This is a genomic window from Spiribacter pallidus (assembly GCF_040838495.1).
Lineage (GTDB): Bacteria > Pseudomonadota > Gammaproteobacteria > Nitrococcales > Nitrococcaceae > Spiribacter > Spiribacter pallidus.
The window spans coordinates 238,467-264,403 of the sequence record NZ_JBAKFM010000003.1 but is presented as its reverse complement, the minus strand read 5'-3'; the positions used below and the strand labels follow the sequence as shown (position 1 = coordinate 264,403).

Here is a 25,937-nt window from a genome sequence, read left to right as displayed (position 1 = left end):
GGATGCCGTCACTGCGCCCACAGATCCATGAATTCGTTGACCGGCATGGCCTCGAGTCGGTTCTGATCTCCACAGGCCGCCTCGATCCGCTGCGCCTGCCGCGGGGCAAAGCGGGTCGCCAGGGCCCGCTCGAACTTGCTCACCAGCTCGGGGATGCCCTCGTCGCGACGGCGGCGATGGCCGATGGGGTAGTCCACCGCCACCCGATCGGTCTGCGAGCCGTCCTTGAAAAAGACCTGCACCGCGTTGCCAATCGCGCGTTTGTCCGGATCCATGTAATCCCGCGAGAACTGCTCGTTCTCGCGGACTTCCATGCAGTCGCGAAGCCGGTCGATCCGTGGGTCGGCGGCCACATCATCCTCGTAATCGGCCGCGGTCAGCCGGCCGAAGATTAGCGGGATGGCAGTCATGTACTGGATACAGTGGTCCCGGTCCGCCGGATTGCCCAGCGCCCCGGTCTTGTCAATAATCCGCACGCCGGCTTCCTGGGTCTCGATGACAATGCGATCGATTTCATCCAGGCGATGGGCGACCTGGGGGTGCAGCGTCATCGCCGCCTCCGCGGCGGTCTGGGCATGGAACTCGGCGGGGAAGCTGATCTTGAAAAGGACGTTTTCCATGACATAGCTGCCCAGCGGCTGCGCCAGGTTGACCGTTTCGCCCTTGAAAAGCACATCCTCAAAGCCCCAGGTCGGCGCCGAAAGCGCCGCCGGGTAGCCGATCTCGCCGGTCTGCGTGATCAAAGCCAGCCGCAGGCCGCGGGATGAGGCATCCCCCGCCGCCCAGCTCTTGCGCGGCCCGGCCTGCGGGGCATGCCGGTAAGCCCTCAGTGCCCCACCATCCAGAAGGGCGTGGCTGGCCACGGTCATCACATCCTCGTGATCGCCGCCCAGCAGACCACTGCTCACGCAGGCCGAGGCCAGACGGACTAGCAGCACATGGTCCAGGCCAACGCGGTTAAAGCTGTTCTCGAGCGCGATGACGCCCTGAATTTCGTGGGCGCGGATCATGGCGGTGAGCACATCACGCATCACCGGCGGTTCGCGGCCTTCCGCCACCGCCCGGCGGGCCTGCCAATCGGCAAGCGCCAGGATGGCGCCGAGGTTATCCGAGGGGTGACCCCATTCGGCCGCCAGCCAGGTGTCGTTGAAATCCAGCCAGCGGACCATGGCCCCGATGTTAAAGGCCGCCTGAATCGGGTCGAGCTGCCAGGGCGTCCCCGGCACTCGGGCACCGCCGGTCATGTCGGCACCGGGCACCACCGGCCCCAGCAGCTTGGTGCAGGCCGGGTACTCGAGCGCCAGCATGCCGCAGGCCAGCGTATCCATCAGACAGTAGCGCGCGGTGCTGTACGCCTCATCCGATTGAATCGGTGTGCTGGTGACATAGTCCGCCAGTTGCCGGAGCAGGGCGTCCGGTTCGGGCCGCTCGGCACTTCTTACTTTGACTTCGGTCATCACTCGCCTCGCTCCTCGATCGGTACCCACGGCTGCAGCTCCGGCCCGGTATAATCGGCGCTGGGCCGGATAATGCGGTTTTTCGCCCGCTGCTCTTTGACATGCGCAGCCCAGCCGGTCAGCCGCGATATCACAAAGATGGGGGTAAAGAGCGGCGTGGGAATCCCCATGAAGTGATAGGCGCTGGCGTGGAAGAAATCCGCGTTGGGGAACAGCCCCTTTTCACGGTCCATGACCGCCTCGACCCGCTCGGAGACGGGGTAGAGATGATCATCGCCCACCTGCTCGGCCAGCTGCCGGGACCACGCCTTGATGATGGCGTTGCGGGGGTCCTGCTTGCGGTAGATGGCATGGCCAAAGCCCATGATCTTCTCTTTGCGCTCGAACATGCCCATGAGCTCGCGCTCGGCCTCATCCGGGGTCCGCCACTGCTCGATCATGGCCATCGCCGCTTCGTTGGCCCCGCCGTGCAGCGGCCCGCGCAGTGTCCCGATGGCCCCGGTGATGCAGGAATGAATATCCGACAGGGTCGAGGCACAGGTCCGCGCCGTAAACGTCGAGGCGTTGAACTCGTGCTCGGCGTAGAGAATGAGCGAGGCATGCATGACTTTGACATGCAGCGGATCGGCGGGCTTGCCATGCAAAAGCGAGAGGAAATGCCCGCCAATGCTTGGCTCGCTGCTGCGGGTGTCGATGCGCTCGCCATCCCGGGCATAGCGATACCAATAGGTGATCATGGCCGGAAAGGTGGCGAGCATGCGGTCGATATGCCAGTCCTGCTCGCTGAAATCCGCCTCGGTCTCGAGATTGCCGAGCACCGAGCAGCCGGTGCGCATGACATCCATGGGGTGGGCATCCGCCGGCAGGCGCTCGAGCACCTCACGCAACGGCTGGGGCAGTTCGCGCATCCCCTGGAGCCGCTCGCGGTAGGCCTCGAGCTGGGTGCGGGTGGGAAGCCGGCCGTACAGCAGCAGGTAGGCGACCTCTTCGAACTCGGCATGCTCGGCGAGGTCGTGGATGTCGTAGCCGCGGTAGGTAAGTCCGGTACCGGACTGCCCGACCGTGCACAATGCGGTCTCGCCGGCCGTGATCCCCCGCAGTCCTGCGGTATTCTCAGCCATCTCTCCTCCTCCTGGCTGTTTGCGGCCGTTAGTTGGCCTTGTGAATCGCCCGTTTGTGCACCGACAACGCTGCCTCGTGCACCGCCTCGGACAGCGTCGGGTGGGCGTGGATCGTTCGTGCCAGATCCTCGGCGCTGGCCTCGTATTCCATCGCCAGGGTGGCCTCGGCGATCAGCTCGCTGACCTGGGGCCCGACCATGTGCACGCCCAGGATCCGGTCGGTTTCGGCATGGGCGATGATCTTGACCATCCCGTCGGCCCGATCCATGGCCCGGGCCCGGCCGGTGGCCGCAAAGCCGAAGCTGCCGCTGCGATAAGGCGTGCCGGCGGCCTTGAGCTGGGCCTCGGTATGCCCCACCCAGGCGATCTCGGGGTCGGTGTAGATCACCCAGGGGATGGTCTCGTAGTTGACATGCCCGGCGTGGCCAGCAATGCGCTCGGCGACCATCACCCCCTCTTCCGAGCCCTTGTGGGCGAGCATGGGCCCGCGCACCACATCACCGACGGCATAGACACCGGGGATGTTGGTCTCACAGTGGTCGTTGACGTGGACAAAGCCGCGTTCATCGGTCAGCAGGTCCGCATCCTCCGAGGCCAGGCCATCGGTGTTGGGGCGACGGCCAACCGAGACGATGAGCTTGTCCACCTGCAGCGACTGCTTACCGTCGCTGTCTTCGTAGTGGACACTGACGGTCTTGCCCTTGCGGGTCTCGGTCACCCGGCATCCGAGTTTGATGTCGAGGCCCTGCTTTTCGAAAAGCTTGCGCGCTTCCCGCGCCACCTGCTGATCCACCGGCGAGAGGAAGCTGTCCTGGGCCTCGAGCAGCACCACCTTGGCGCCCAGTCGGTTCCAGACACTGCCCATTTCCAGCCCGATCACCCCGGCACCAATGACGCCCAGCCGCTTCGGTACCTCCTGGAATTCCTGGGCGCCGGCGGAATCGACGATGCGCTCGCCATCCAGGGGCGCGGCACCGATCTCGATGGGCCGCGAGCCGGTGGCGAGGATGATGTGCTCGGCGCTGAGCTGACGTGCCTTGCCCTTGTGGGGGCTGAACTCGACCTGCCGCTCGGCCATGAGCTTGCCATGCCCCTGCAGCCACTCGATCTTGTTGGCCTTGAACAGCTGTTTGATCCCGCCGGTGAGGTCCGAGACCACCTTGTCCTTGCGCTTGATCATCTGCGGCACATCCAGGCTGGCGCCTTCGACCTTGATGCCGTGGCCGGCCAGCTCGGACTCGACCCGATGGTAGTGCTCGCTGGAGTCAAGCAGCGCCTTGGAGGGGATACACCCCACGTTCAGGCAGGTGCCGCCCAACGACGGCTCACCGTCCTTGCGCTTGTATTCGTCGATCACGGCCACACCCATGCCCAGCTGGGCGCAGCGAATGGCCGCCACATAGCCGGCAGGACCGGCGCCGATGACGATAACGTCGTATGAATCCGCCATGATCACTCCCGAATTCGGTTGGGTCAGACCTCGAGCAGCAGTCGTGCCGGGTCTTCAAGCATGTCCTTGATGGTGACGAGGAACTGCACCGCCTCCTTGCCATCGATGATGCGATGGTCGTAGGAGTGGGCGAGATACATCATCGGTCGCACCACCACCTGTCCATTCTCGGCCATGGGGCGCTCCTGGATTTTGTGCATCCCCAGAATGCCGCTCTGCGGCGGATTGAGAATGGGGGTAGAGACCAGCGAGCCAAAAATGCCGCCGTTGGTGATGGTGAACGTACCACCGGTGAGCTCGTCGATTTCGATCTTGCCCTGCTGGGCGCGCTGGCCAAAGTCAGCGATGGCCGCTTCGATTTCGGCAAACGAAAGCTGATCGGCGTCGCGCAGCACCGGCACCATCAAGCCGCGCTCGGTGGACACCGCAATGCCGATATCGTAGTAGCCGTGGTAGAGGATGTCCGTGCCGTCGATGGAGGCGTTGACCGCCGGGAAGCGCTTGAGCGCCTCGACCGCCGCTTTCACGAAAAACGACATAAACCCGAGCTTGGTGTCGTGGGTCTTGACGAATTGGTCCTTGTAGCGGCTGCGGATGTCCATCACCGGCTGCATGTTGACCTCGTTGAAGGTCGTCAGCATGGCCGCGGTCTGCTGGGCCTCGACCAGTCGCTCGGCAATCCGCTGCCGAAGCCGCGTCATGGGCACCCGTCGTTCCTCGCGCTCGCCGGTGGGCATGGCGGCCGTCGGCGTAGCCGGAGCGGCCGTCTCGCCGGCGGGGGCCGAAGCCGGCGCCGGCGCGGGGGTTGAAGGCGCCTCGGCCTGACCACCGCCCTGCTCGATGTAGCGCAACACGTCCTCTTTGAGGATCCGCCCGTTGCGTCCGGTGGCCGGGATCCGGGATGGATCGAGGCCATGTTCGTCCACCAGATGACGCACCGCCGGGCTCAGCGCCGGCGATTCGCCGGCCGGCATGGCCGGCGCCGCCGCTGCGTTGGGCTCGGCGACGGTGGGCGCGGCGTCGGCAGACGACGACTCGGCGGCAGCAGCCGGCGCCGCGGCACCCTCTCCCTCGCCCAGGGTGGCCACGACCTCGCCGGCGGTCACAGTCTCGCCCTCGGGTTTGAGGATTTCGCCAAGCACCCCGTCCTCCGGGGCCGGCACCTCGAGGACGACCTTGTCCGTTTCCAGGTCCACCAGGTTTTCATCGCGCTCGACGGCGTCCCCCGGCTGCTTGTGCCAGGTCACAACCGTTGCTTCGCTCACCGATTCCGGCAGCGCCGGTACCTTGACTTCGGTGCTCATCGACTCCTCGCTCTTGTTTTATCCGTGAATCTTGCCCAGCGCATCGGCAACCAGACGCCGCTGCTGCTCATGATGGACCTTGGCGTAACCCACCGCCGGCGAGGCCGAAGGCTCGCGGCCGGCGTAGCTGAGCTTCTGCTCGCGGGTGACGCACTGGCTGAGATGGTGGAAGCTTTGATACCAGGCGCCCTGGTTTTTCGGCTCCTCCTGACACCAGACCACCTCGCGGGCGGTCTTGTAGCGCCGTTTGAGCAGCGCCGAGAGCTCCGCTTCGGGGAAGGGATAGAGCTGCTCGATGCGAACCAGGGCGACATCCTTGCGCGCCTGGCGACGCCGCTCTTCCAGCAGGTCGTAGTAGACCTTGCCGCTGCAGAGCACCACCCGCTTGACCTGACTGGCCTTGACCCCGTCCGGGTCATCGATCACCAGCTGGAACCGCCCGCTGGAGAGGTCATCGAGCACCGAGGTCGAGAGCTTGTGCCGCAGCAGGCTCTTGGGCGTCATGACCACCAGCGGCTTACGCCAGTGGCGTAGCATCTGGCGGCGGATCATGTGAAAGAACTGGGCCGGCGTCGAAGGCACACAGACCTGGATGTTGTGCTCGGCACAGAGCTGCAGGAACCGCTCGATGCGGGCCGAGGAATGCTCCGGGCCCTGACCCTCATAACCATGGGGCAGATACAGCGCAAGCCCGCAAAGCCGGCCCCACTTGGTCTCGCCCGAGGCGATGAACTGGTCGATGAGCACCTGGGCGCCATTGGCGAAGTCGCCGAACTGCGCCTCCCAGATGACCATGGTCTGCGGGTCCGCGGTGGCATAGCCGTATTCGAAGCCGAGCACCGCCTCCTCGGAGAGCAGCGAGTCGATGACGGTAAAATCATCCGGGTTGTCGGTCAGGGTCTTGAGCGGCGTGTGCGTCGAGCCATCCGCGGCGTTGTGCAGCACCGAATTGCGGTGGAAGAACGTGCCGCGGCCGGAATCCTGGCCGGTCAGGCGAACCGAATGACCTTCCTCGAGCAACGCGGCATAGGCCAGGGTCTCGGCAAAGCCCCAGTCCATGGCCAGCGCCCCGGCGGCCATCTTGCGCCGGCTCTCCATCACCGAGGCCACCCGGGGGTTGAGCTCGAACCCGGCCGGCAGCTGCTGGAGCCGATCCTGTAGGTGTCGGATACGCTCGACTGACACCGAGGTGTCCACCGGCTCATCCCAGCTGGAATCGAAATAGGGTGACCAATCGACGGTGACCTCGTTGTCATGCTCTTCGAGGGCGCCGGGGGCAACCACCTGTTCGGCATCCAGTGCATCGCGGTAGGCCCGCTCCATGCCCTTGGCATCGTCCTTGCCGATCACACCCTCATCGGCCAGCTGGTCGGCATAGAGTTTGCGCACCGACGGCCGGGCCTTGATCTTTTTGTACATCATCGGCTGGGTGGCCGACGGTTCGTCCGCCTCGTTGTGGCCGTGCCGGCGATAGCAGATCAGGTCGATGACCACGTCCGAGTTGAACTCGCGCCGGTAGTCCATGGCGAGCTGGGTGACGAACAACACCGCTTCCGGGTCGTCACCGTTGACGTGAAAGATGGGCGCCTGAACCATCTTGGCCACTTCGGTGCAGTAGAACGTCGAGCGGGTGTCCAGCGGGTTGGAGGTGGTAAAGCCGATCTGGTTGTTAATCACCAGATGCACGGTCCCGCCGGTGTAAAAGCCCCGGGCCTGGGAGAGCTGGAAGGTTTCCATCACCACACCCTGGCCGGCCATGGCTGCATCGCCGTGGATGAGCACCGGCAGCACGGTGCTGCCGGTCTCGTCCCCGTGACGTTGCATCCGGGCCCTTGCCGAGCCTTCCACCACGGGATTGACGATCTCGAGGTGAGAGGGGTTGAAGGCCAGCGCCAGATGCAGCGGTCCGCCCTCGGTCTGGATATCCGAGGAATAGCCCATGTGGTATTTCACATCGCCGGCGTTGGCATGCTCGGGAGCGTGCTCGCCTTCGAACTCGGCGAAAAGCTCTGCCGGTGACTTGCCCATGACATTGATCAGCACATTGAGCCGGCCCCGGTGGGCCATCCCCAGGACCATTTCTTTAACGCCGTGGGCGCCGCCACGCTGGACCATCTCGTCGAGCACCGGGATGGTCGCCTCGCCGCCTTCGAGCGAGAAACGCTTCTGCCCGACGTATTTGCTGTTGAGGTACTTCTCGATGCCCTCGGCCGCGGTGAGCCGCTGCAGCAGCGCCTTTTTCTGCTCGGCACTGAGCTGGGCACCGGCACGCGGCTTTTCCAGCCGCTGCTGGATCCAGCGCTTCTGGGCCGTGTCGGTGATGTGCATGTACTCCGAGCCAATGGGCCCGGAGTAGACGGTTTTAACCAGATCGATGATCTCGCGCAGCGTCAGGCGCTCGGGGGCAAACAGCGACCCGGTGTTAAAGGGTGTATCCAGATCCGCCTCGGTGAGCCCGTGGAAAGCCGGGTCCAGGTCGGGAACCGACGGCCGCTCGCGCAGATGCAGCGGGTCGGTGTCGGCATGCTGGTGGCCCCGCACCCGGTAGGCATTGATCAACCGCAGCACCGCCGCCTGTTTTTGCGCGGCCATGGCATCCATGCCCTCACCGGCGAGCACCGACCGGCCCCGGGCGCTGCTGCGCCCGAGCTGCTCGAAGGCTTCGCGGATGGGGCCATGGGGGATGTCCCGGACCCGCGAGGGATCCATCGACTCGAGATCGCGAAAATAATCGCGCCAGTGGCTTTCCACCGAATCCGGATCGGCGAGGTAATGCTCGTAGAGGGCTTCGATGTAGTTGGCGTTGGTGCCGTTCAGATACGAACGGCTCAGAGACTGCTCAAAAGCACCACTCATGACGGGTCACCTGGCATTGCGGGCGGGAAACCTCGCTAGACGAGTTTGGCCCGACAATAACCCCGGTCAAGCGAATACGCAACAGTCACGGGCATTTACGCGGCCTCGAGCGCATTCGAGCGAACCTGACCCGGTCGGGCTGACGAGCAAACTTACCTCGAGGTCAGTTATCTGCCCGCGCTTACCCGCCCACTCACGGCGCGTTGGTGTCATCTTCGGGTTCTTCGTCCGCGGACGGCGGGCTGAACCACCGTGAGAAGAAAATCCCCAGCTCGAAGAGCAGCCAGACCGGCACCGCCAGCAGCACCTGCGAGATGACATCCGGCGGTGTCAGGACCATGCCGATGGTAAAGGCGGCGACGATGACATAGGGCCGTTTGGCCGCCAGCGCCTCGCGGGTGGTCGCGCCGGTGCGCACCAGAAGGATGGTGGCAATGGGCACTTCGAACGAGGCGCCGAAGGCAAAGAACAGCGTCATGACGAATGACAGATACTCGCCGATATCCGTCATCATCGACACGCCCTCGGGGGTAGCGGCGGCAAAGAACTGAAAGATCAGCGGGAAGACCACGAAGTAGGCAAAGGCCATGCCCATGTAGAAAAGCGCGATGCTCGAAATCAGCAACGGCCAGATGAGCTGCTTTTCGTGCCGATACAGCCCCGGTGCCACAAAGGCCCAGAGCTGATGGAGCAGATAGGGGATGCTCAGAAAGAAGGCACCGACCAGCGCCACCTTCAACGGAATGAGAAACGGTGTCGCCACCTGGGTGGCGATCATCGAGGTGCCCTCGGGCAGGACCGCCATCAATGGCCCGGCCAGCGCCGCATAGACCGTCTCACGGAAGGGATAGACGCAGAGAAACAACACCAGGACCACGCCCGCCGCCCGCATCAGCCGGGTCCGGAGCTCGAGCAGATGGCTCAGCAGCGGCCGGTCTTCGTCCTGATAATCCTCCTGCCCCGGCGCCTCGCTGCTCACGATTGCTCTCCGTCGGTGCCGGTGCGCGGGCGATCGGCGTCGGTGGCCTCCTTGGCCGCCGATTTGACCGTCGACGCCGGTGTCTCCACCGCGTCACTGACGGTTTTTTCGGTCTCGCGCGCCTGGCGCTTCAACGCCTTCTGGGTCTCCCTCAAGCCCTCGGCGTTGACCTCGCGCTCGACCTCATCGCGGATAGACTGAAACGACGCCCGCGCCCGGCCGGCCCACAGACCCACCGTCCGCACCAGCCGGGGCAAACGCTCGGGACCGACCACCACCAGGGCGATGGCGCCGATAATGAGCAGCTCCCAGAAGCTGACATCGAACATGCCGCGTCAGTCCCGCCGTCTCAGCGCTTGTCCTTTTCGGTCTCGTCGACCTGATCGCGCTGCGCCGTCTGCGCGTCCTCTTCCTTGCTCTCGTCCTGCTCGAGGCTGTCCTTGGCCTCTTTGGCTTCCTTCTCGCCATCATTCATGGCGCTCTTGAACCCCTTCAGGGCACCGCCCAGATCCGTACCGACGTTGCGCAGCTTTTTGGTGCCAAAAAGCAGCAACACAATGACCAGGATCAGCAACAGTGACCAGGGACTGATTCCTCCAGGACCCATACTCGTCTACCTCCAGGATGGTTTAGCGGGCGTCACCACCCGTTTTGTCTCGCGCCGCTTTTTCTTGGTGGCCCGACAGGCCGAAACGGCGCTCCAGTTCGTCCAGCACGGCCGCAGCATCAAGCCCGCAGTGCGAGAGCATCACCAGGCTATGGAACCACAGATCGGCGGTTTCATAAACGATCTTCTCGCCCTCGCCGTTCTTGGCGGCCACCACCGTCTCGGTGCATTCTTCGCCCAGCTTGCGCAGGATCCGATCGAGCCCCGCGGCATGAAGACTGGCCACGTACGAATCCTGCGGATCGGCCTGCCGGCGCTGCTCCAGCACCGCATCCAATCGCCCGAGTAGGTCATCGCTCATCATCGGTACTCCCGTAAATGCGCGCCGGGTCGGTCACGACCGGCTCGGTGACCTGCCAGTCGCCGTTATCCAGCACGTTATAAAAGCAGCTCCGGCGCCCGGTGTGGCAGGCGATGCCGCCAAGCTGCTCGACGCTCAGCAGCAGCGTGTCACCATCGCAGTCAAGACGGATGGCGTGGATGCGCTGCACATGACCCGACGACTCACCCTTGTGCCAGAGCCTCTGGCGCGAGCGTGACCAGTAGACCGCCTCGCCACAGCGAAGGGTGGCCTGCAAGGCCTCGCGGTTCATCCATGCCATCATCAGCACGGTTCCGTCCGAGACATCCTGGGCGATGACGGGGACCAGGCCGTCGGCGTTCCACTGGACGGCGTCGAGCCAGCTCATCGCCGCACCTCGACCCCCGCGGCGGCCATAAAGTCCTTGGCCTGGTCGATGCGATATTCGCCAAAGTGAAAGATGCTCGCCGCCAGCACCGCATCGGCATGCCCGTCGATGACACCATCGACGAGATGCTGGAGATTGCCGACGCCACCCGAGGCGATCATGGGCACCCCGGCCCGGTCCGAAATGGCCCGATTCAGCTCGTTGTCAAAGCCGATGCGGGTGCCGTCGCGATCCATGCTGGTGACCAGCAACTCACCGGCGCCCGCCGCGGCCATCCGGGCCGCCCAGTCCACGGCATCCAGCCCGGTGGGACGGCGGCCTCCGTGGGTATACACCTCCCAGCGGGGCGCGTCATCGGTTCCACCACGGCGTTTGGCATCCACCGCCACAACGATGCACTGCGAGCCGAACCGCTCGGCGGCCTCCTGCACCAGCTCGGGCTCGTGGATGGCCGCAGTATTGATCGCCACCTTGTCGGCCCCGGCATTCAACATGCGCCGCACATCCGCCACCGCACGAATGCCACCACCCACGGTCAGCGGGATGAACACCTCATCGGCCACCGCCTCGACCACATGGACCAGGGTCTCGCGCTGCTCGTGGCTGGCGGTGATATCCAGAAAGGTGAGCTCGTCGGCGCCGGCCTCGTCATAGCGGCGGGCGATCTCGACCGGGTCGCCGGCGTCGCGGATGTCGACGAACTTGACCCCTTTCACCACCCGGCCGGCGTCGATATCGAGGCAGGGGATGATGCGTCGCGCCAGCGCCACTAGGGGGCTCCGGTCCGCTGGTCCGCCAGCCGCTGGGCCTCGGCCAGATCGATGCGCCCCTCATACAGGGCACGGCCCACGATGGCACCGCTAATCCCGCTATCAGCCCGGTCGCAGAGCGTCTTGATATCGTCCAGCCCGGTCACCCCGCCGGAGGCGATGATCGGGATCTCGACCACCGCGGCCAGATCAGCGGTGGCCTGGACATTGACCCCCTGCATCATCCCGTCCCGGCCGATGTCGGTGAAGATGATCGACTCCACCCCGGCATCCTCGAAGCGTCGGGCCAGGTCACTGGCCGCCGCCTCCGAGACCTCAGCCCAGCCATCGGTGGCCACCCGCCCGTCCCGGGCGTCAAGGCCGACAATGATATGGCCCGGAAACTCCAGACAGGCGTCATCGACAAAATGCGGGGCACGCACCGCCTGGGTGCCGATGATCACGAAATCCACCCCCACATCCAGATAGGTCTGGATGACCTCAAAGCTGCGAATCCCGCCGCCGACCTGGATCTCGAGCCCCGAGTGGGCCTCGGCGATCCGGCCGATGATATCGGCGTTGTGGGGAAAGCCGGCCACCGCGCCATCCAGATCGACCAGGTGCAGCCGCCGGGCTCCGGCATCGACCCAGCGCGCCGCCACGGCCAGCGGATCCTCGGAGAAGATGGTCTCGTCGTCCATGCGCCCCTGCCGCAGCCGGACGCACTTGCCGTCTTTCAGATCGATGGCGGGTATCAGCTGCATGCCGCTCCATCCCAGACAATAAAGTTGCGCAACAAACGCAGCCCCGGCTGCTGGCTTTTCTCCGGGTGAAACTGCGTGGCGAAGACGTTGCCACGGCCGATGGCCGCCGCAAAGGGGCCGCCGTAATGGCTCTGGCCGGTGACAATCGCCGCATCCGACGGCGCCACATAGTAGCTGTGCACAAAATAAAAACGCTCGCCGTCTTCGATCCCGCGCCAGAGCGGGTGATCGCGGGTCTGCTCGACCCGGTTCCAGCCCATGTGAGGGATTTTTTTCGCGACATCCCCGGCGGTGAGCGCGGCAAAATGCCGCACGGTCCCGGCAAAGTGATCGAGCGCGGCGGTGCCCTGGTTTTCCTCGCTGCGGGTCATCAACGCCTGCATCCCCATGCAGATGCCCAGAAACGGGCGCGTGTCGACAACCTCGGCGATCACATCGACCAGCGCCCCCTGGTGCAGCGCGCTCATGCAGTCACGCACCGCGCCCTGGCCGGGAAAGACCACGCGCTCGGCCGAGCGGATCACGCCGGGGTCGTCGGTCACGCGTACATCGCAGCCGCCGGCGTGCTCCAGCGCCCGCTGCACCGAGCGCAGATTGCCCATGCCATAGTCGATTACCGCGATGGTCATACCCGTCGCCCGCCGTTTGCCGTACTCAGAGCGCCCCCTTGGTGGAGGGCAGATCGTCGCCCAGGCGCGGGTCCCGGCTGCAGGCCGCTCGCAGCGCCCGGGCCGCGGCCTTGAAAAGCGCCTCGACCATGTGATGGGCGTTATCGCCGCTCAACACATCCATATGCAGTGTCACACCGGCCTGGTTGACGAAGCCCTGCCAGAATTCCTGCACCAGTTCGGTATCGAACTCGCCGATCCGGGCGACCGGAAAATCGGCCCGAAAGAAAAGCCCGGGCCGACCCGAGAGGTCCACCACAACCCGCGCCAATGCCTCGTCCAGCGGACAATAGGCGTGTCCATACCGGATCAGGCCGCGTTTGTCGCCGACCGCCCCGGCAAAGGCCTGACCCAGGGCGATGCCGACATCCTCGACCGTGTGGTGGGCATCCACCTGCAGGTCGCCGTCGGCGGCGATCGTCAGATCCAGCAGCCCGTGCCGGGCCAGCTGATCGAGCATGTGATCGAAAAACCCCACCCCCGTGTGACGCTCGCCGCTGCCGGTGCCGTCCAGATCCAGAGACAGGCGGATGCGGGTCTCGAGGGTATTGCGCTCGATGCTTGCTTGACGTTCGCTCATCGGTGGGCCGCGCGGTGGCTGATAACGGCGCGCAGAATAGCACGCCCGGGGGCTAGGGTTCGCGGGGCGGTACCTGCAGCCAGAACGTAACCGGCCCGTCATTGCACAGACTCACCTGCATATCGGCGCCGAACACCCCGGCGGCCACCGGCGAATGCCGCGACCGGGCGGCGGCCTCGAGCTCGGCAAAGCGCGACTGCGCCTCAGCGGCATCCGCCCCCCCGGAGAACCCGGGCCGCGACCCCTTGCGGGTATCCGCGAGCAGCGTGAACTGGGGCACCAGCAGCAGACCGCCGCCGGTATCCGCAAGGCTTCGGTTCATGCGCCCGGCGGCGTCCGCAAAGACCCGGTAACCGAGCAGACGCTCGAGCAGCCGTCCCGCCGTTGCGGCGTCATCTCCGCGTTCGACGCCGACAAGCACAAGCAGCCCCTCGCCAATGGCCGCCACCGATTCGCCCGCGATATGCACCTCGGCGTGCGTGACCCGCTGGAGCAAGCCGATCATTGGCCTTCCAGTCGCTTCAGCCGCACCTCGAGCTCGCGCACGATCTGCATGTCGCCGCGGCGGCGGGCCGCCGCCAGCCCCTGGCGGAATGTCTCCGCCGCCGCGGTGATATCACCGGCTTTGAGTTGCAGACGCCCCAGCGAGCGCCAGGCCGCGGAGTAGTCGGGGTCGAACTCGATGGCCTTTTGCAGGTGCACAACGGCCGCTTCGGTCTGGCCTTCGCGGGCCATCGCCTCACCCAGCGTCAGGCGGGGCATCGCCCCGTCGCGCCCACCCTCGATCATCTTGCGGAGTGCGTTGATATCCATGGCCCACAGGCTAGCAATCCCGGGCTCAACGCCGCCAGAACGCCGGCGTGAAGAGCACCAGCAGGGTGAAGATCTCTAGCCGGCCCATGATCATCGCCAGGCACATCACCAGCTTGGGGCCATCACCGACAGCGGCGAAGTTGGCCGCCACCTCACCCAGCGCCGGCCCCAGGTTGGCCAGACCGGATGCCACCGCCGAAAACGCCGTGATCTGGTCAAGCCCCATGGCGAGCATCAGCAGCATCAAAAAGATGAACAACACCACATAGGCGGCAAAAAACCCCCAGACCGCGTCGATAACCCGCTCGTTGACCGCCCGGTCGCCTACCTTGACCGGGATCTGCGCCTGGGGATGGATCAGCCGGAGGATTTCGCGGCCGCCCTGGCGCCACAACAGCAGCACGCGCATGACCTTCAACCCCCCGGAGGTGGAATTGGCACAGCCGCCCATCACCGCCACGAAGAGCAGGAGTACGGGCAGAAACGCCGGCCAGACGTAGTACGAGGCGGTGGTATAGCCGGTGGTGGTGGCAAAGGAGACAACCTGGAAGATGGCATGGTGCCAGGTCTCGGTGAGCGGCAGGTTATGGGCGGCCTGGTAGATCAAAAGCCCGCCCATGACCAGAAAAACCACCACACCGAGCAGGGTCAGAAAGGTCACCAGTTCCGGGTCGGAACGCCAGGGCTCGGTGCTCATGCGGCGCCAGGCCAGAAAATGCAGCGAGTAGTTGAGCGCCGAGATGATCATAAAGACCACGGCGATCATCTCGATCAGCGCGCTGTCAAAATAGCCGATGCTGGCATCGTGGGTGGAAAAACCGCCAGTGGCGATGGTGGTAAAGGCATGACTGACGGCGTCAAAAAGGCTCATGCCGGCCGCCCAGTAGGCAAGGGCGCAGACCACGGTCAACCCCAGATAGATGTACCACAGCGCCTTGGCCGTCTCGGCGATCCGCGGGGTCAGCTTGGCATCCTTGACCGGTCCCGGCAGTTCGGCCCGATAAAGCTGCATGCCGCCGATGCCGAGCATGGGCAGAATAGCCACCGCCAGCACGATGATCCCCATGCCCCCGAGCCATTGCAGCTGCTGGCGGTAATACTGGATGGAAAGCGGCAGATCATCGATGCCGACAATGGCCGTCGCACCGGTGGTGGTCAGGCCCGAGACGCTCTCGAATAAGGCATCCACCAACGAGAACGCCGCCGCATCCTGAAGGACCAGGGGCACCGCGCCGGCGGCCCCCAGCACCACCCAGAACATCGCCACTACAAAAAACCCGTCGCGGGTCCGCAGCTCGCGCCGCGATTGGCGAACCGGCAACCAGAGCAGTCCCCCCAGCCCGAGCAGCAACGCAAACGTCAGGAAAAAAGCCGTTGCCACGCCGTCCGCCACCGCCATCGACAACAGCGCCGGTGGCAGCATCGTGACACTGAAGACCATCAGCAATACGCCAAGGACTCGCTGGACGGCATCGGGATGCATTGGCTTTGGCCCCTAAAGGAAGCCCGTCCCCACCGAGAAAAGCTTCTCGACGTCGGCCAGACGGGATTTATCAACCAGAAAGAGAATGACATGGTCCTCGGGCTCGATGACCGTATCGTGGTGGGCCATGACCACATCGTCGCCGCGCACAATGGCGCCGATGGTCGTCCCCCGCGGCAGGCGGATCTGATCGATGCGCTTGCCCACGACATCCGAGCTGCCGGCATCACCATGGGCCACCGCCTCGATGGCCTCTGCCGCCCCGCGTCGGAGGCTGTGGACCGCGGCCACATCACCGCGCCGGATATGCGCCAACAGACTGCCGATGGTTGCCTGCTGCGGCGAGATGGCCACATCGATATCGTCACTGGACTGGATCAGATCGACATAGGCGGCGCGGTTGATCAGCGCCATCACCGTCCGCGCACCCCGACGCTTGGCCAGCATGGCCGAGAGGATGTTGGCCTCGTCATCATTGGTCAGCGCACAAAACACATCGGTGTTTTCGATGTTCTCTTCGAGCAGCAGGTCCTCGTCGGCGGCATCGCCCCGCAGCACGATGGTCTTTCTGAGGTCATCGGCGATGGCCCGACAGCGCTGGGTGTCATGCTCGATAATCTTGACCTGATAGTGCATCTCGAGCGACTGGGCCAGCCGGGTGCCAATGTTGCCGCCGCCGGCCAGCATGATGCGGCGGACCGGCTTGTCCAGCCGACGCAGCTCGCTCATGACCGCGCGGATGTTCTTGCGGGCGGCGACAAAAAAGACCTCGTCGCCGGCCTCGATCACCGTATCGCCCTCGGGGATGATGGCGCTGCCGCGACGGTAGATGGCCGCCACCCGGGTCTGCACGCCGGGGACGTGCTCGCGCAGCGTCCGCAGTTCCTGGCCCACCAGCGGCCCGCCGTAGTAAGCGCGCACACCCACCAGCCGGACCCGGCCGTCGGCAAAATCCATGACCTGCAGCGCGCCGGGGTGCTCGATCAGCCGCCGGACATACTGGGTCACCAACTGCTCCGGGCTGATCAGAACATCAATGGGCAGGGCATCCGGGGCAAAGATCTGGGGATGCGAGAGGTATGCCACCGACCGCACCCGGGCGATCTTGGTGGGTGTGTTGAAAAGCGTCGCCGAAACCTGACAGGCCACCATGTTGGCCTCGTCCGAGTTGGTCACCGCGATCACCATGTCGGCATCATCGGCGCCCGCGCGCTGGAGCACCTCGGGGTGGGTGGCGTGGCCGGCGATGGTGCGAAGATCGAGCCGGTCCTGCAGCCCCTGCAGGATCTGCGGATCCCGATCCACCACGGTGATGTCGTTGTCTTCGCTGGTCAGGTTGGCGGCGACCGTGCCCCCCACCTGACCGGCGCCCAGGATGATGATCTTCATGCCCTGCCCCCGCCGGCTTCGCTGCCCTCGCGCGGGTCGATGCCCAGCGAGCGCAGCTTGCGATAAAGATGGGTCCGCTCCATGCCCGCCAGCCGGGCCAGCCCGGCAACGCTGCCGCCGGCACGCTCGAGCTGCTGCTGCAGATAGGCCCTTTCGAACTGCTCGCGGGCCTCACGCAGAGGCAACTCGAGCGGGATCGATGGCGGCCACCCGGCGTCCGCCTGGCCCGGGCCCGCGGTGGCCAGCGCGGCCTCCACCTCGTCGACATCGATATCCAGGCCATCACCGAGCACCAGCAACCGCTGCACCAGGTTGCGCAACTCGCGAACATTGCCCGGCCAGTCGTGGTGGCGCAGACGGTTCTGGGCCGCCACGGTAAAGCGCCGGTACTTCAGCCCCTCGGCCTCGACCATCCCGTCGACAAAAAACCGCACCAGCTCGGGGATGTCCTCGGCATGGGCCCGCAACGCCGGCACCTCGAGCGGGATGACGCTGAGTGCGTAGCACAAGTCCTGACGGAATGCCCCCGCTGCGACGGCGTCGGCGGGATCATGGCGGGTGATGGCGATCATGCGCACATCCAGCGGCACCTGGGCCGAGCCACCCACCCGCTGAAAGCCGCCGGCGTCGATCGCCGAGGCCAGTCGTGTCTGGGCCTCGGCATCCAGGTCGGTCAGCCCATCGATGACCAGCGTCCCGCCGGCGGCGGCCTCGAGCCGCCCGGTGCGCGTCGCGCCGGCGATTTCCTGGCCGAACAGCTCTTCGGCGGCGCTGGAGCCGGCAATGGTCCCCGCGGCGACCTCGACCAGCGGTCCGTTGCGCCGGGCACTCAGGCCATGGATGTATCGGGCCAGGCATTTACGACCACTGCCGGGCTCACCGCTGATCAGCACCCAGCTATCGCCGGCGGCGGTCCGCTCGGCCTGTTCGCGTAGATCACACATCAACGTGCTGCGGCCCACCGGCGTGACCGGGGCAGGGCGGGGCGCTGCCGGATGCTGGGCGAGGGCCTGCTCGACCGTGGCCAGGAGCTTGCCCATGGACAGGGGCTTTTCGACAAAATCAATGGCGCCGTGGCGGGTTGCTTCGACGGCGGTCTCGACGGTGCCGTGGCCCGAAATCATCACCACCGGAAAGTTCAGCTCACCCGCCGCCGCCCAGGCCTTGAGCACCGATATGCCGTCCTCGCCGGGCATCCAGATATCCAGCAGGACCAGTTCGGGGCGGCGCTCACGCAGCTGCTCGCGGGCGGCCTCGGCGCTCTCGGCGGTGGCCACCTCGTAGCCCTCATCCTCGAGGATCTCGCGGACCAGATCGCGGATATCCGGCTCATCATCGACGACCAGCACATACGCTTTGCTCATGGCTTGTCTCCTGCCCGGGCATCACCGGCTGCCCGGCGCGGCAGCCGCACGCTGATCCCGGCGCCCTCATCGGTGTTGCGGGCACTGATCGTGCCATTGTGCTCCTCGACAATCTTTTTGACGATGGCAAGCCCAAGGCCCGAGCCCCGGGGCTTGCTGCTGACGTAGGGCTCGAACAGCTGACTGAGCATCTCGGGGGCAAAACCCGGGCCGTTGTCATGGATATGCAGCTCGATCATGCCGTCAAAGCGGCCCTGGCCGGCGGCGGTGGTCACCGAAATGCGGCAGGACTCGCCGCCTGCCGCCTCGATGGCATTGCGCAGCAGATTATTGAGCAACTGCCGCAACCGCCCCGGATCCGCCTCGAGCCGGGGCAGCCCGTCTGCAAGCTGCAACTCGAACCATGGCCGGGCGGTCTCGTTGCGGTAGAGCTCGACCACCTCCCGGACCAGGGCATTCAAATCCAGCGCCTGGGGTTGCAGCGTCGGTGGACGGGCATATTCCGAGAAGGCCTGGACCATCTCCTTCATGGCCTCGACCTGGTGGATGATCGTCTCCGTGGAGCGCTGCAGCAATGCGGCCTCGTCTTCGGACAGCCCATCACCGACCTTGTGCTGGAGGCGTTCGGCGGACAGCTGAATGGGCGTGAGCGGGTTGCGAATTTCGTGGGCGAGGCGCCGCGCGACCTCGCCCCAGGCCGCATCACGCTGCGCCTGAATGAGGGTGGTGACATCATCGAAGACGATGACCTCGCCACCCCGGTCGCCCTCGCCGGGCAGACGCGCACCACTGCAGATCAGCGAACGCCGACCATCCGGGGTGTCGATGGCCAGCTCGGCGCGCCACTCGCCGTCGGGCAGCTGGCGATGGCGGCCGATGAGCTCGACGAACGGTTCAAAATTGGGATGGTCCGGGACCAGCGCCGCCAGGGGTCGACCCACCCCCTGTTCGAGGGACACCGCCAGGATGTCCGAGGCCGCCTGGTTGAAGGTCCGCAGGCTGCCATCCGGCGCCAGCGCCAGTACCCCCGAGGAGAGCCGGCCGAGGACGGTCTCGAGGTAGGTCCGTTGCGATTCGACCAGATCCCGGCTCTGTCGGGCGGCATCGCGGACCTCGGCCACACGGCGCGACATCTCGTTGAACGAGCGCACCAGAAAACCCAGCTCATCATTGCCCCCGGGCGGCAGCTGCTTGCCGTACTGCCCAGCGGCCATGGCCTGCGTGCCCTCGGCCAGCCGACTGACCGGTGCGACCAGCCGACGGGCCAGATAGAAGGCCGACCAGACCGCAAAGAGCAGCGAGAGCAGCAGCACCAGCGACAGGGTTAGACTGAAGCTGTCCTTGAGCGGCCCGCGCAGATAAGCCAGTTCGCGATATTCACTAAAAGCGGTTTCCACCTCATCGGCGAGGTCGTTGATCCGCGGCGAGACCTGGAAGAGCCCCTGCAACACCCGGTTGCTGCCCGGCCCGTCCGGGCCGGGGGCGGGCACCAGGACGCGGATATGCAAACCGGCGTTTTCGATGGGATCGAGCCCCACATAGGGGCGGCCCTGCCGCAGCTGCAAAAGGATGCCCTCTTCGGGCCGATGGGGCAGGATATTGGCGGTGTCTACGCTGCTGGCGGCGATGATCCGGCCGTTCTCGCCCAGCAACGCCAGCTCCGAGGCATTGGTGCGCACGCGCAGATCCCCCAGGGTGATCGGCGCCATTTGCTCGTCGACATCGCTGAGCTCCCGGGCGGCTTCCTGCAGTCGCTGCTGCATATCGCGCATGCGCTGATCGAGCGAGGCCTGCGAGAGGGCGAGCGCATCATCGAGGGCGTTTTCCACCCGCACATCAAACCAGCTATCCACACCGCGTTGCAGAAACTGCATCGAAAACCCATAGACAATCGTCCCGGGGACCACGGCCAACATCACAAAAAGCGCCATCAATCGCAGCGTCAGCCGACTGCCCGCCTCTCGTGCCTGCACCGCACGAATCAGCCGCCAGAGGTTGTTGCCGATCACCCCCAGCAGCACCACCAGCACCAGGCCGTTGAGCAGCAGCAGCCAGAGATAGAGCTGGCCAAAGCGCGCCGAGTTCTCGGTCGCCGCACTGAGCAGGTACAACGACAGCACCAGCAGAATGCTCAGGCCGATTCGCAACAGCCCCTGGGACGGCCAGCGGATCATGGCGCCACCTGTTGGTAGCGAACGCCACTGGCGATCTGCCATTGGTCGTCGATCAGCGCCCGGGTGCGCAGCAGCCGGGGCAGGGGGTCGGTCTCGAGGGCCGTGGACAGGCCCAGGCGATAGCGCTTGTGCCCCGCCAGCCGGTCTCCGGCAATCACCGGCCAGGCCTCGACCCGACCCAGCCGCAACAGCAGGGCATCGAGATTGCGAAAGCTCCGGCTCTCGCCGGTATCCAGCCGGGTGAGGACATAGCGTCGCGAGATGGCATGGTACTGAAGCCGATGACGCCGCTCATGGAGTACCACACGGGCGTTACGCCACCACCAGCGCAGGCGCTGCAGCCGCAGCGTCTGCGAGATGACCACCGACACCCCGCTCTCGAGGGCTTCAACCACCGGCGCGGTCAGACGGTAATCAAGCCGTGCATCCGCCACCAGCACCCCCTCTTCAAAGCGGGGCGAGAGCTCGAGGACACGGAAATCCGCCTTGGCCATCGCCGGCATGACCGCCAGCAACAGCCACAGCAGATGGATCCATCGGCCCACCGTCGGTTCAGTGTTTTTCAAAACAGGCATAGTAAAAGCCATCGACCCCGGACTCGCCGGTGCGGATCTGCTGACCGTAACGAAGCCTTGTGCCCACGGGAAGCGTCGGCTCGACCACCCGCAGATCGTCCCGTCCCCGGGCAAAAGCCGCCGCCTGCGCCTCGTTCTCGGCCTCGAGGACCGAGCAGGTGGCGTAGACCAGTCGCCCGCCGGGTCGCAATAACGGCCAGAGAGCATGCAGCAGCCGGCCCTGCAGCGCGGTCAGCCGGGCGATATCTTCGGCGCGTCGCAGCCATTTGATATCCGGATGGCGACGGATGACACCGCTGCCGCTACACGGGGCATCCAGCAGGATGCGGTCAAAGGGCTGGTCGTCCCACCAACTCGAGGGTTCGGCGGCATCGGCGGCCATCGACCGGGCACCGACACCGACCCGCTTGAGTGTGGCATCCAGGCGCTCCAGCCGGGATGGGTCGCTATCCAGCGCCACCAGCGTCACATCGGCCCGCTCGAGGAGGTGCGCGGCCTTGCCACCCGGCGCGGCGCAGGCATCCAGCACCCGGTCACCCGCGGCGGGGTCGAGCAGATCCGCGGCCAACTGCGCGGCGCCGTCCTGCACCGAACAATCGCCCTGGGCAAAACCGGGCAGATCCGTTACCGGCGTCGGCTGTGCCAGCACCAGGGCATCGGCAAAACCGGGCAGCGGGTGGGCCTCGAGGCCGGCCTCAGCCAGCCGCGCCTGGTAGGCCTTGTGGGTGGACCGGCGGCGGTTTACCCGCAACACCATCGGGGCATGCTGGTTCTGGGCGGCGAGCAAAGACTCGAGCTGCTGCGGCCAGTCGGTGGCCAGACGCTGGTAGAGCCAGTCCGGCAGCGAGGCCGCCACCGCCGGCGTGCGATCGACACGGGCTGTCAGCGCCGTTTTTTCGCGCAGAAAACGCCGAAGCACCGCGTTGACGAGCTTGCCCGCCCAGGCCTTGTGACAGGTCCGGGTCAGGGCGACGGTTTCAGAGACCGCCGCGTGGGGCGGAGTATGGAGGTGGATGAGCTGAAAGAGCCCCAGTTCCAGAACCAGCGCCAAGTCCTGATCGCGCCGGCGCAGTGGCTTGGCCAGCAGCCGGTCGCGCAACGCCCCGAGCCGCCGGTGCTCACGCAGCACACCATAGGCGAGCGTTCGGCAAAAGGCCCGATCCCGGGGTTCGGAGAACACCGTCTCGCGCCCGGCCAGCGCGGCATCGAGCGAACGCCCCTTGTCGAGCACATCCAGGAGCACCTGAAGGGCCACAAGCCGTGAATCAGTCAAACCGCTCGCCTGCCTGAAGGCCATGACCGCGCAGGAACGCATCCACATCCTGGGCTCGCCCGCCGGCGGCCTGGACGCGTTTTAGCCGCAGCACCCCCGACCCGGTCTGGACATCGACGCCCTGTGCATCGGCGCTCAGCACCGTCCCCGGTGGCGCATCGGCATCCACTTCGTTCAACGGCTCGGCCAACCACAGCTTCAGGGTGGTCCCGGCCCAGCCACAGCGCATCACGGGCCAGGGATTGAAGGCACGGATGCGGCGCGCCAGCACTTCGGCCGGCTGCCGCCAGTCCACCCGGGCCTCGTCGGTGGTGATCTTCTCGGCATAGGTGATGCCCGTTGCCGGTTGGGCGACCGCCGGACAACGCCCCGCCGCCCAGTCATCCAGTGTCTCCACCAGCAGTGCGGCACCGGCCTCGGCAAGACGGTCATGGACACTGGCGGCGGTATCCTCACCACGGATGGGCGTCGAGCGCCGGGCCACCACCGGCCCGGTGTCCAGTCCGGCCGCCATCTCCATCAAGCACACGCCGGTCTCGCGGTCTCCGGCCTCGACGGCTCGCTGGATCGGGGCCGCGCCCCGCCAGCGGGGTAGCAGCGAGGCATGGATGTTCAAACAGCCGTGGCGGGGGATCGCCAGCACCGCCGGCGGCAGGATCAAGCCATAGGCCGCGACGATCATCACATCCGCGTCCAGATCACGCAGGACCGCCTGTTCGGCCGCCCCGCTCAACCGAGCGGGCTGTTGCACCGGCAGATCATGTTCACTGGCCAGGGCCTTGACCGGCGAGGCGGTCAGCCGACGTCCCCGGCCCGCCGGCCGATCCGGTTGGGTGTAGACAGCGGCGATGGTGTGCGGGCCGTCGATCAGCCGACGCAGCGCGGGCACGGCGAATTGCGGCGTTCCCGCATAGACAATGCGCATCACTCAGGCGTGCTGCCGGGCGAGTTTTTCGTACCGCCGGCGGAGCCGCTTGCGCTTGAGATCCGAGAGATAGTCGATGAAAAGCCGCCCCTCGAGGTGATCGACCTCGTGCTGGATGCAGCGTGCGAGCAGCCCATCGGCCTCGATCTCAAAAACCTCGCCCGAGAGGTCCTGCGCCCGCAGTCGCAACTCGATGGGACGCTCCACATCATCGGCATAGCCCGGGATGGACAGACACCCCTCCTCGGCCACGTCGCAGCGCTCGGTGCGCTCGATGATCTCTGGGTTGATCAGCACCTGCGGCGCGTTGCCGGCATCGCTGATGTCGATCACCACAATGCGCTCGTGGACATCGATCTGGGTCGCCGCCAGCCCGATGCCCGGGGCGTCGTACATGGTTTCGAACATGTCATCGACCAGCGCCCGGACCCGCTCGTCGATCACCTCGACCCGCTGAGCGGTCGTACGCAGCCGTGGATCGGGATACTGCAGGATTTCGCGTTTTGCCATGGATATTCCGTTGAGGGCCGCAATTCGCCGTTGCTAGCCTCGCGTATTCGGATCAGGCCCGCAGTATAGCCAAACCGACGGCATAACCACCAGTAACTGCCTGACACAACAGGGAAGTTCCAATGGCAACCAAGCGAATGTCCATCCTGATCGTTCTGCTCATCGCCGGTCTGGCCCTGGCGCCCACCGCCACGGCCCAACCCCCGGTGGTATTCCCCCAGGAGCAAGCCATGCCTCGAGTGCTCACCGGCGAGGCGGGACGCATGCTCAGCGGCCCCGGTGACCGGATCCTCGCCCACGGCCTTGCCGGGCGCCGTGCGCAGCGCTACTACCTGTTGCGACCGGGGCCACCGCTGGAGACCCGGCCGATCCACCGCCTCCAACAACGGCTCAGCATCCTGGTGGGCACCGCTCGGGTCCTGCGCAGCGGCGAGCCTGCCCTGCTTCGGGTAGAGTCGGCGCAGCGCGCCGTGCGACCCGGTGATGCGCTGCTGGCAATCGTAGAGGACAGGCCGACCCCCCATGGATCTCGATGAACTGCGCCCCTGGCTGACCACCTGGCGACTCCCCGGCATCGGCCCGGTGGCCTTTCAAACCATTCTCGAGGCCTTCGGAGAGCCGGCGGCCTATCTGGCGGCCACCCCGCCGGAGGGCCGTCGACGCGGTCTTGACGAGAAGATTGCCGAAGCCGTTGCCGGGCAGCAGGCCGTCCAGGCGGGGGTCGACCAGGATCTGGCCTGGCTCGAAGCGGCCGACGACCGCCATATCCTCACCCTGGCAGATCCGGCCTATCCCGCCCAGCTGCGACATATCGCCGACCCGCCGGCGGTGCTCTTCGTCCGTGGTCGGCTCGAGGCCCTGGGCGAGCCCCAGCTCGCCATGGTCGGCACCCGCAACGCCTCGCAGAGCGGCAGCGATACGGCCGCGGATTTTGCCCGGCATCTGGCCGCCACCGGGCTTGTCATCACCAGCGGCCTGGCCCTCGGGATCGATGCCGTCGCCCATCGCGGCGCCCTGGATGCGGGCGGCCAGACCATCGCGGTGATGGGCACCGGACCTGAGCGTTTGTATCCGCGCGACAACCACGGCCTTGCGCATGCCATTGCCGAGCAGGGCGCGGTGATCACCGAGATGCCCACCGGCACGCCCATGGACCGGGGGCTGTTTCCGCGTCGCAACCGGTTGATCAGCGGGTTGTCCGTGGGTGTGCTGGTGGTGGAGGCGGGTGCCCAGAGCGGCGCCCTTCAGACCAGCCAACGGGCCGTGGAACAAAACCGCGAGGTGTTCGCCATTCCGGGCTCCATTCACAGCCCCCTGGCCCGGGGCTGCAACCAGCTGATCCAGAACGGGGCCAAGCTGGTGACAGCGGCACAGGATGTGGTCGACGAGCTGCGTCACGTCCAGGGGGTGGATCTTCAAAAGACGGCTGCCGCCGATGCCCTTGCCATTGATGCCAGCGCCGCCGGGGGCGGTGACTGGATCGATGAGGATCCGGCCTATGGCGCCTTGCTGGATGCCATGGGCTATGACCCGATTGGCTTCGACATCCTGGCCGAGCGGGTCGGATTGACGCCCGATATCCTTTCCTCCATGCTCCTGAGCCTGGAAATGTACGGGTACGTCGAGAGCAGTCACGGCGGCCGTTACACGCGAATCAGGCATCGGGCAGGCGGATGAAAGAAAACGTGTTCGACATCCTCATGTACCTGTTCGAGCACTATTTCCACGACGCTGTCCAGGTCGATCCCAACCGCGATGACATCGAGGCCGAGTTGCTGGGCGCGGGCTTTACCCGCTCGCGGGTCCACGATGCGCTCAACTGGATCGACGCCCTGGCCGAGCATCGCAGCATGCCCGAGCTGGGTCATGGACCGACCGCATTGCGGGTGTACACCCCCGCCGAGACCATGCGGCTGGATGCGGACTGTCAGGGTTTCATTCTGTATCTCGAGCAGATCGGCATCCTGACACCGGGCAATCGTGAAGTAGTGATCGACCGGCTCATGGCACTGGACGAGGGACCCATCGATCTGGACACCCTCAAATGGGTGGTTTTAATGGTGCTGTTCAGTCAACCGGGACAGGAGGAAGCCTGTGCCTGGATGGAGAATCTGCTCTTTGAAAGCCCCAACCCGGTTACACACTGA

The 25,937-nt window shown here is 65.8% G+C and carries 27 protein-coding genes; 3 read left to right on the top strand and 24 right to left on the bottom strand.

Annotation, left to right across the window (positions count from 1 at the left end; all coding sequences use genetic code 11):
* Positions 1–8 precede the first annotated feature (8 nt).
* From V6X73_RS07670 to def, 24 genes are all read right to left on the bottom strand, one after another.
* A complete protein-coding gene (locus V6X73_RS07670) occupies positions 9–1,457 on the bottom strand; it encodes a bifunctional 2-methylcitrate dehydratase/aconitate hydratase (protein ID WP_367959068.1) in 1,449 nt (482 codons plus the stop codon).
* A complete protein-coding gene (prpC, locus tag V6X73_RS07665; protein ID WP_367959069.1) occupies positions 1,457–2,578 on the bottom strand; it encodes a bifunctional 2-methylcitrate synthase/citrate synthase in 1,122 nt (373 codons plus the stop codon). Before prpC ends, V6X73_RS07670 begins: the two co-directional genes overlap by 1 nt.
* A gap of 28 nt (positions 2,579–2,606) precedes the next feature.
* On the bottom strand, positions 2,607–4,028 hold the full coding sequence (gene lpdA / locus V6X73_RS07660) for a dihydrolipoyl dehydrogenase (protein ID WP_367959070.1): 1,422 nt from the start codon (positions 4,026–4,028) through the stop codon (positions 2,607–2,609).
* Positions 4,029–4,051: 23 nt separating this feature from the next.
* Positions 4,052–5,332: a 2-oxoglutarate dehydrogenase complex dihydrolipoyllysine-residue succinyltransferase gene (odhB, locus tag V6X73_RS07655; RefSeq protein WP_367959071.1), complete on the bottom strand. Its 1,281-nt coding sequence runs from the start codon at positions 5,330–5,332 to the stop codon at positions 4,052–4,054.
* An 18-nt stretch (positions 5,333–5,350) separates the two neighbouring features.
* Complete coding sequence (locus V6X73_RS07650) at positions 5,351–8,188, bottom strand: 2-oxoglutarate dehydrogenase E1 component (protein WP_367959072.1); 2,838 nt, start codon at positions 8,186–8,188, stop codon at positions 5,351–5,353.
* A 193-nt stretch (positions 8,189–8,381) separates the two neighbouring features.
* Positions 8,382–9,167: a twin-arginine translocase subunit TatC gene (tatC, locus tag V6X73_RS07645; RefSeq protein ID WP_367959073.1), complete on the bottom strand. Its 786-nt coding sequence runs from the start codon at positions 9,165–9,167 to the stop codon at positions 8,382–8,384.
* Complete coding sequence (tatB, locus tag V6X73_RS07640; protein WP_367959075.1) at positions 9,164–9,496, bottom strand: Sec-independent protein translocase protein TatB; 333 nt, start codon at positions 9,494–9,496, stop codon at positions 9,164–9,166. Before tatB ends, tatC begins: the two co-directional genes overlap by 4 nt.
* A 20-nt stretch (positions 9,497–9,516) precedes the next feature.
* Positions 9,517–9,774 (bottom strand): Sec-independent protein translocase subunit TatA, encoded by a 258-nt coding sequence (tatA, locus tag V6X73_RS07635; protein WP_367959076.1) that lies wholly within the window; start codon positions 9,772–9,774, stop codon positions 9,517–9,519.
* Positions 9,775–9,796: 22 nt separating this feature from the next.
* Entirely contained in the window at positions 9,797–10,138 is a 342-nt protein-coding gene (locus tag V6X73_RS07630; protein ID WP_407810442.1) for a phosphoribosyl-ATP diphosphatase, read from the bottom strand.
* A complete protein-coding gene (gene hisI, locus V6X73_RS07625; RefSeq protein ID WP_367959079.1) occupies positions 10,125–10,523 on the bottom strand; it encodes a phosphoribosyl-AMP cyclohydrolase in 399 nt (132 codons plus the stop codon). The genes V6X73_RS07630 and hisI overlap by 14 nt, the downstream gene beginning before the upstream one ends.
* Positions 10,520–11,293, bottom strand: a complete 774-nt coding sequence (gene hisF / locus V6X73_RS07620; RefSeq protein WP_367959080.1) for an imidazole glycerol phosphate synthase subunit HisF — start codon at positions 11,291–11,293, stop codon at positions 10,520–10,522. Before hisF ends, hisI begins: the two co-directional genes overlap by 4 nt.
* Positions 11,293–12,036, bottom strand: a complete 744-nt coding sequence (hisA, locus tag V6X73_RS07615) for a 1-(5-phosphoribosyl)-5-[(5-phosphoribosylamino)methylideneamino]imidazole-4-carboxamide isomerase (RefSeq protein ID WP_367959081.1) — start codon at positions 12,034–12,036, stop codon at positions 11,293–11,295. The genes hisF and hisA overlap by 1 nt, the downstream gene beginning before the upstream one ends.
* Positions 12,027–12,665 carry an imidazole glycerol phosphate synthase subunit HisH gene (gene hisH, locus V6X73_RS07610; RefSeq protein WP_367959082.1) on the bottom strand — a complete coding sequence of 213 codons (639 nt, stop codon included), beginning with the start codon at positions 12,663–12,665 and terminating at the stop codon, positions 12,027–12,029. Before hisH ends, hisA begins: the two co-directional genes overlap by 10 nt.
* 25 nt (positions 12,666–12,690) lie before the next feature.
* Positions 12,691–13,284, bottom strand: a complete 594-nt coding sequence (gene hisB / locus V6X73_RS07605) for an imidazoleglycerol-phosphate dehydratase HisB (RefSeq protein WP_367959083.1) — start codon at positions 13,282–13,284, stop codon at positions 12,691–12,693.
* A gap of 52 nt (positions 13,285–13,336) precedes the next feature.
* Positions 13,337–13,789 carry a D-aminoacyl-tRNA deacylase gene (gene dtd / locus V6X73_RS07600; protein ID WP_367959084.1) on the bottom strand — a complete coding sequence of 151 codons (453 nt, stop codon included), beginning with the start codon at positions 13,787–13,789 and terminating at the stop codon, positions 13,337–13,339.
* A complete protein-coding gene (locus V6X73_RS07595; protein ID WP_367959085.1) occupies positions 13,786–14,097 on the bottom strand; it encodes a tetratricopeptide repeat protein in 312 nt (103 codons plus the stop codon). The genes dtd and V6X73_RS07595 overlap by 4 nt, the downstream gene beginning before the upstream one ends.
* A 25-nt stretch (positions 14,098–14,122) precedes the next feature.
* Complete coding sequence (locus V6X73_RS07590) at positions 14,123–15,580, bottom strand: TrkH family potassium uptake protein (protein ID WP_367959087.1); 1,458 nt, start codon at positions 15,578–15,580, stop codon at positions 14,123–14,125.
* Between the two features lie 12 nt (positions 15,581–15,592).
* Positions 15,593–16,969, bottom strand: a complete 1,377-nt coding sequence (gene trkA / locus V6X73_RS07585; RefSeq protein ID WP_367959088.1) for a Trk system potassium transporter TrkA — start codon at positions 16,967–16,969, stop codon at positions 15,593–15,595.
* Positions 16,966–18,333, bottom strand: a complete 1,368-nt coding sequence (locus V6X73_RS07580) for a sigma-54-dependent transcriptional regulator (RefSeq protein ID WP_367959089.1) — start codon at positions 18,331–18,333, stop codon at positions 16,966–16,968. The genes trkA and V6X73_RS07580 overlap by 4 nt, the downstream gene beginning before the upstream one ends.
* Positions 18,330–20,507, bottom strand: a complete 2,178-nt coding sequence (locus V6X73_RS07575) for a sensor histidine kinase (RefSeq protein ID WP_367959091.1) — start codon at positions 20,505–20,507, stop codon at positions 18,330–18,332. The genes V6X73_RS07580 and V6X73_RS07575 overlap by 4 nt, the downstream gene beginning before the upstream one ends.
* Positions 20,504–21,052 carry a DUF4390 domain-containing protein gene (locus V6X73_RS07570; RefSeq protein ID WP_367991090.1) on the bottom strand — a complete coding sequence of 183 codons (549 nt, stop codon included), beginning with the start codon at positions 21,050–21,052 and terminating at the stop codon, positions 20,504–20,506. The genes V6X73_RS07575 and V6X73_RS07570 overlap by 4 nt, the downstream gene beginning before the upstream one ends.
* Before the next feature lie 7 nt (positions 21,053–21,059).
* Positions 21,060–22,355, bottom strand: coding sequence for a 16S rRNA (cytosine(967)-C(5))-methyltransferase RsmB (rsmB, locus tag V6X73_RS07565; protein ID WP_367959093.1), 1,296 nt, complete (start codon positions 22,353–22,355; stop codon positions 21,060–21,062).
* Positions 22,348–23,280, bottom strand: coding sequence for a methionyl-tRNA formyltransferase (gene fmt, locus V6X73_RS07560; RefSeq protein WP_367959094.1), 933 nt, complete (start codon positions 23,278–23,280; stop codon positions 22,348–22,350). The genes rsmB and fmt overlap by 8 nt, the downstream gene beginning before the upstream one ends.
* Positions 23,281–23,283: 3 nt before the next feature.
* The gene (def, locus tag V6X73_RS07555; RefSeq protein WP_367959095.1) at positions 23,284–23,790 is read right to left on the bottom strand and encodes a peptide deformylase; all 507 of its coding nucleotides are present in this window, start codon (positions 23,788–23,790) and stop codon (positions 23,284–23,286) included.
* Positions 23,791–23,912: 122 nt separating this feature from the next.
* On the opposite strand from def, the gene V6X73_RS07550 reads away from it, so the two are divergent.
* From V6X73_RS07550 to V6X73_RS07540, 3 genes are read left to right on the top strand one after another with little or no spacing between them, the layout of a single operon-like run.
* Positions 23,913–24,326, top strand: a complete 414-nt coding sequence (locus tag V6X73_RS07550) for a hypothetical protein (RefSeq protein ID WP_367959096.1) — start codon at positions 23,913–23,915, stop codon at positions 24,324–24,326.
* Positions 24,313–25,467, top strand: a complete 1,155-nt coding sequence (gene dprA / locus V6X73_RS07545; RefSeq protein WP_367959097.1) for a DNA-processing protein DprA — start codon at positions 24,313–24,315, stop codon at positions 25,465–25,467. Before V6X73_RS07550 ends, dprA begins: the two co-directional genes overlap by 14 nt.
* Positions 25,464–25,937: a DUF494 family protein gene (locus tag V6X73_RS07540; RefSeq protein ID WP_367959098.1), complete on the top strand. Its 474-nt coding sequence runs from the start codon at positions 25,464–25,466 to the stop codon at positions 25,935–25,937. The genes dprA and V6X73_RS07540 overlap by 4 nt, the downstream gene beginning before the upstream one ends.

Coding starts and splice junctions, on each gene's coding strand:
- V6X73_RS07670 (WP_367959068.1), bottom strand. CDS start 1,457: ATGACCGAAGTCAAAGTAAGAAGTGCCGAGCGGCCCGAACCGGACGCC.
- prpC (WP_367959069.1), bottom strand. CDS start 2,578: ATGGCTGAGAATACCGCAGGACTGCGGGGGATCACGGCCGGCGAGACC.
- lpdA (WP_367959070.1), bottom strand. CDS start 4,028: ATGGCGGATTCATACGACGTTATCGTCATCGGCGCCGGTCCTGCCGGC.
- odhB (WP_367959071.1), bottom strand. CDS start 5,332: ATGAGCACCGAAGTCAAGGTACCGGCGCTGCCGGAATCGGTGAGCGAA.
- V6X73_RS07650 (WP_367959072.1), bottom strand. CDS start 8,188: ATGAGTGGTGCTTTTGAGCAGTCTCTGAGCCGTTCGTATCTGAACGGC.
- tatB (WP_367959075.1), bottom strand. CDS start 9,496: ATGTTCGATGTCAGCTTCTGGGAGCTGCTCATTATCGGCGCCATCGCC.
- tatA (WP_367959076.1), bottom strand. CDS start 9,774: ATGGGTCCTGGAGGAATCAGTCCCTGGTCACTGTTGCTGATCCTGGTC.
- V6X73_RS07630 (WP_407810442.1), bottom strand. CDS start 10,138: ATGATGAGCGATGACCTACTCGGGCGATTGGATGCGGTGCTGGAGCAG.
- hisI (WP_367959079.1), bottom strand. CDS start 10,523: ATGAGCTGGCTCGACGCCGTCCAGTGGAACGCCGACGGCCTGGTCCCC.
- hisA (WP_367959081.1), bottom strand. CDS start 12,036: ATGCAGCTGATACCCGCCATCGATCTGAAAGACGGCAAGTGCGTCCGG.
- hisH (WP_367959082.1), bottom strand. CDS start 12,665: ATGACCATCGCGGTAATCGACTATGGCATGGGCAATCTGCGCTCGGTG.
- hisB (WP_367959083.1), bottom strand. CDS start 13,284: ATGAGCGAACGTCAAGCAAGCATCGAGCGCAATACCCTCGAGACCCGC.
- dtd (WP_367959084.1), bottom strand. CDS start 13,789: ATGATCGGCTTGCTCCAGCGGGTCACGCACGCCGAGGTGCATATCGCG.
- V6X73_RS07595 (WP_367959085.1), bottom strand. CDS start 14,097: ATGGATATCAACGCACTCCGCAAGATGATCGAGGGTGGGCGCGACGGG.
- V6X73_RS07590 (WP_367959087.1), bottom strand. CDS start 15,580: ATGCATCCCGATGCCGTCCAGCGAGTCCTTGGCGTATTGCTGATGGTC.
- trkA (WP_367959088.1), bottom strand. CDS start 16,969: ATGAAGATCATCATCCTGGGCGCCGGTCAGGTGGGGGGCACGGTCGCC.
- V6X73_RS07580 (WP_367959089.1), bottom strand. CDS start 18,333: ATGAGCAAAGCGTATGTGCTGGTCGTCGATGATGAGCCGGATATCCGC.
- V6X73_RS07575 (WP_367959091.1), bottom strand. CDS start 20,507: ATGATCCGCTGGCCGTCCCAGGGGCTGTTGCGAATCGGCCTGAGCATT.
- fmt (WP_367959094.1), bottom strand. CDS start 23,280: ATGCGCATTGTCTATGCGGGAACGCCGCAATTCGCCGTGCCCGCGCTG.
- def (WP_367959095.1), bottom strand. CDS start 23,790: ATGGCAAAACGCGAAATCCTGCAGTATCCCGATCCACGGCTGCGTACG.
- V6X73_RS07550 (WP_367959096.1), top strand. CDS start 23,913: ATGGCAACCAAGCGAATGTCCATCCTGATCGTTCTGCTCATCGCCGGT.
- dprA (WP_367959097.1), top strand. CDS start 24,313: ATGGATCTCGATGAACTGCGCCCCTGGCTGACCACCTGGCGACTCCCC.
- V6X73_RS07540 (WP_367959098.1), top strand. CDS start 25,464: ATGAAAGAAAACGTGTTCGACATCCTCATGTACCTGTTCGAGCACTAT.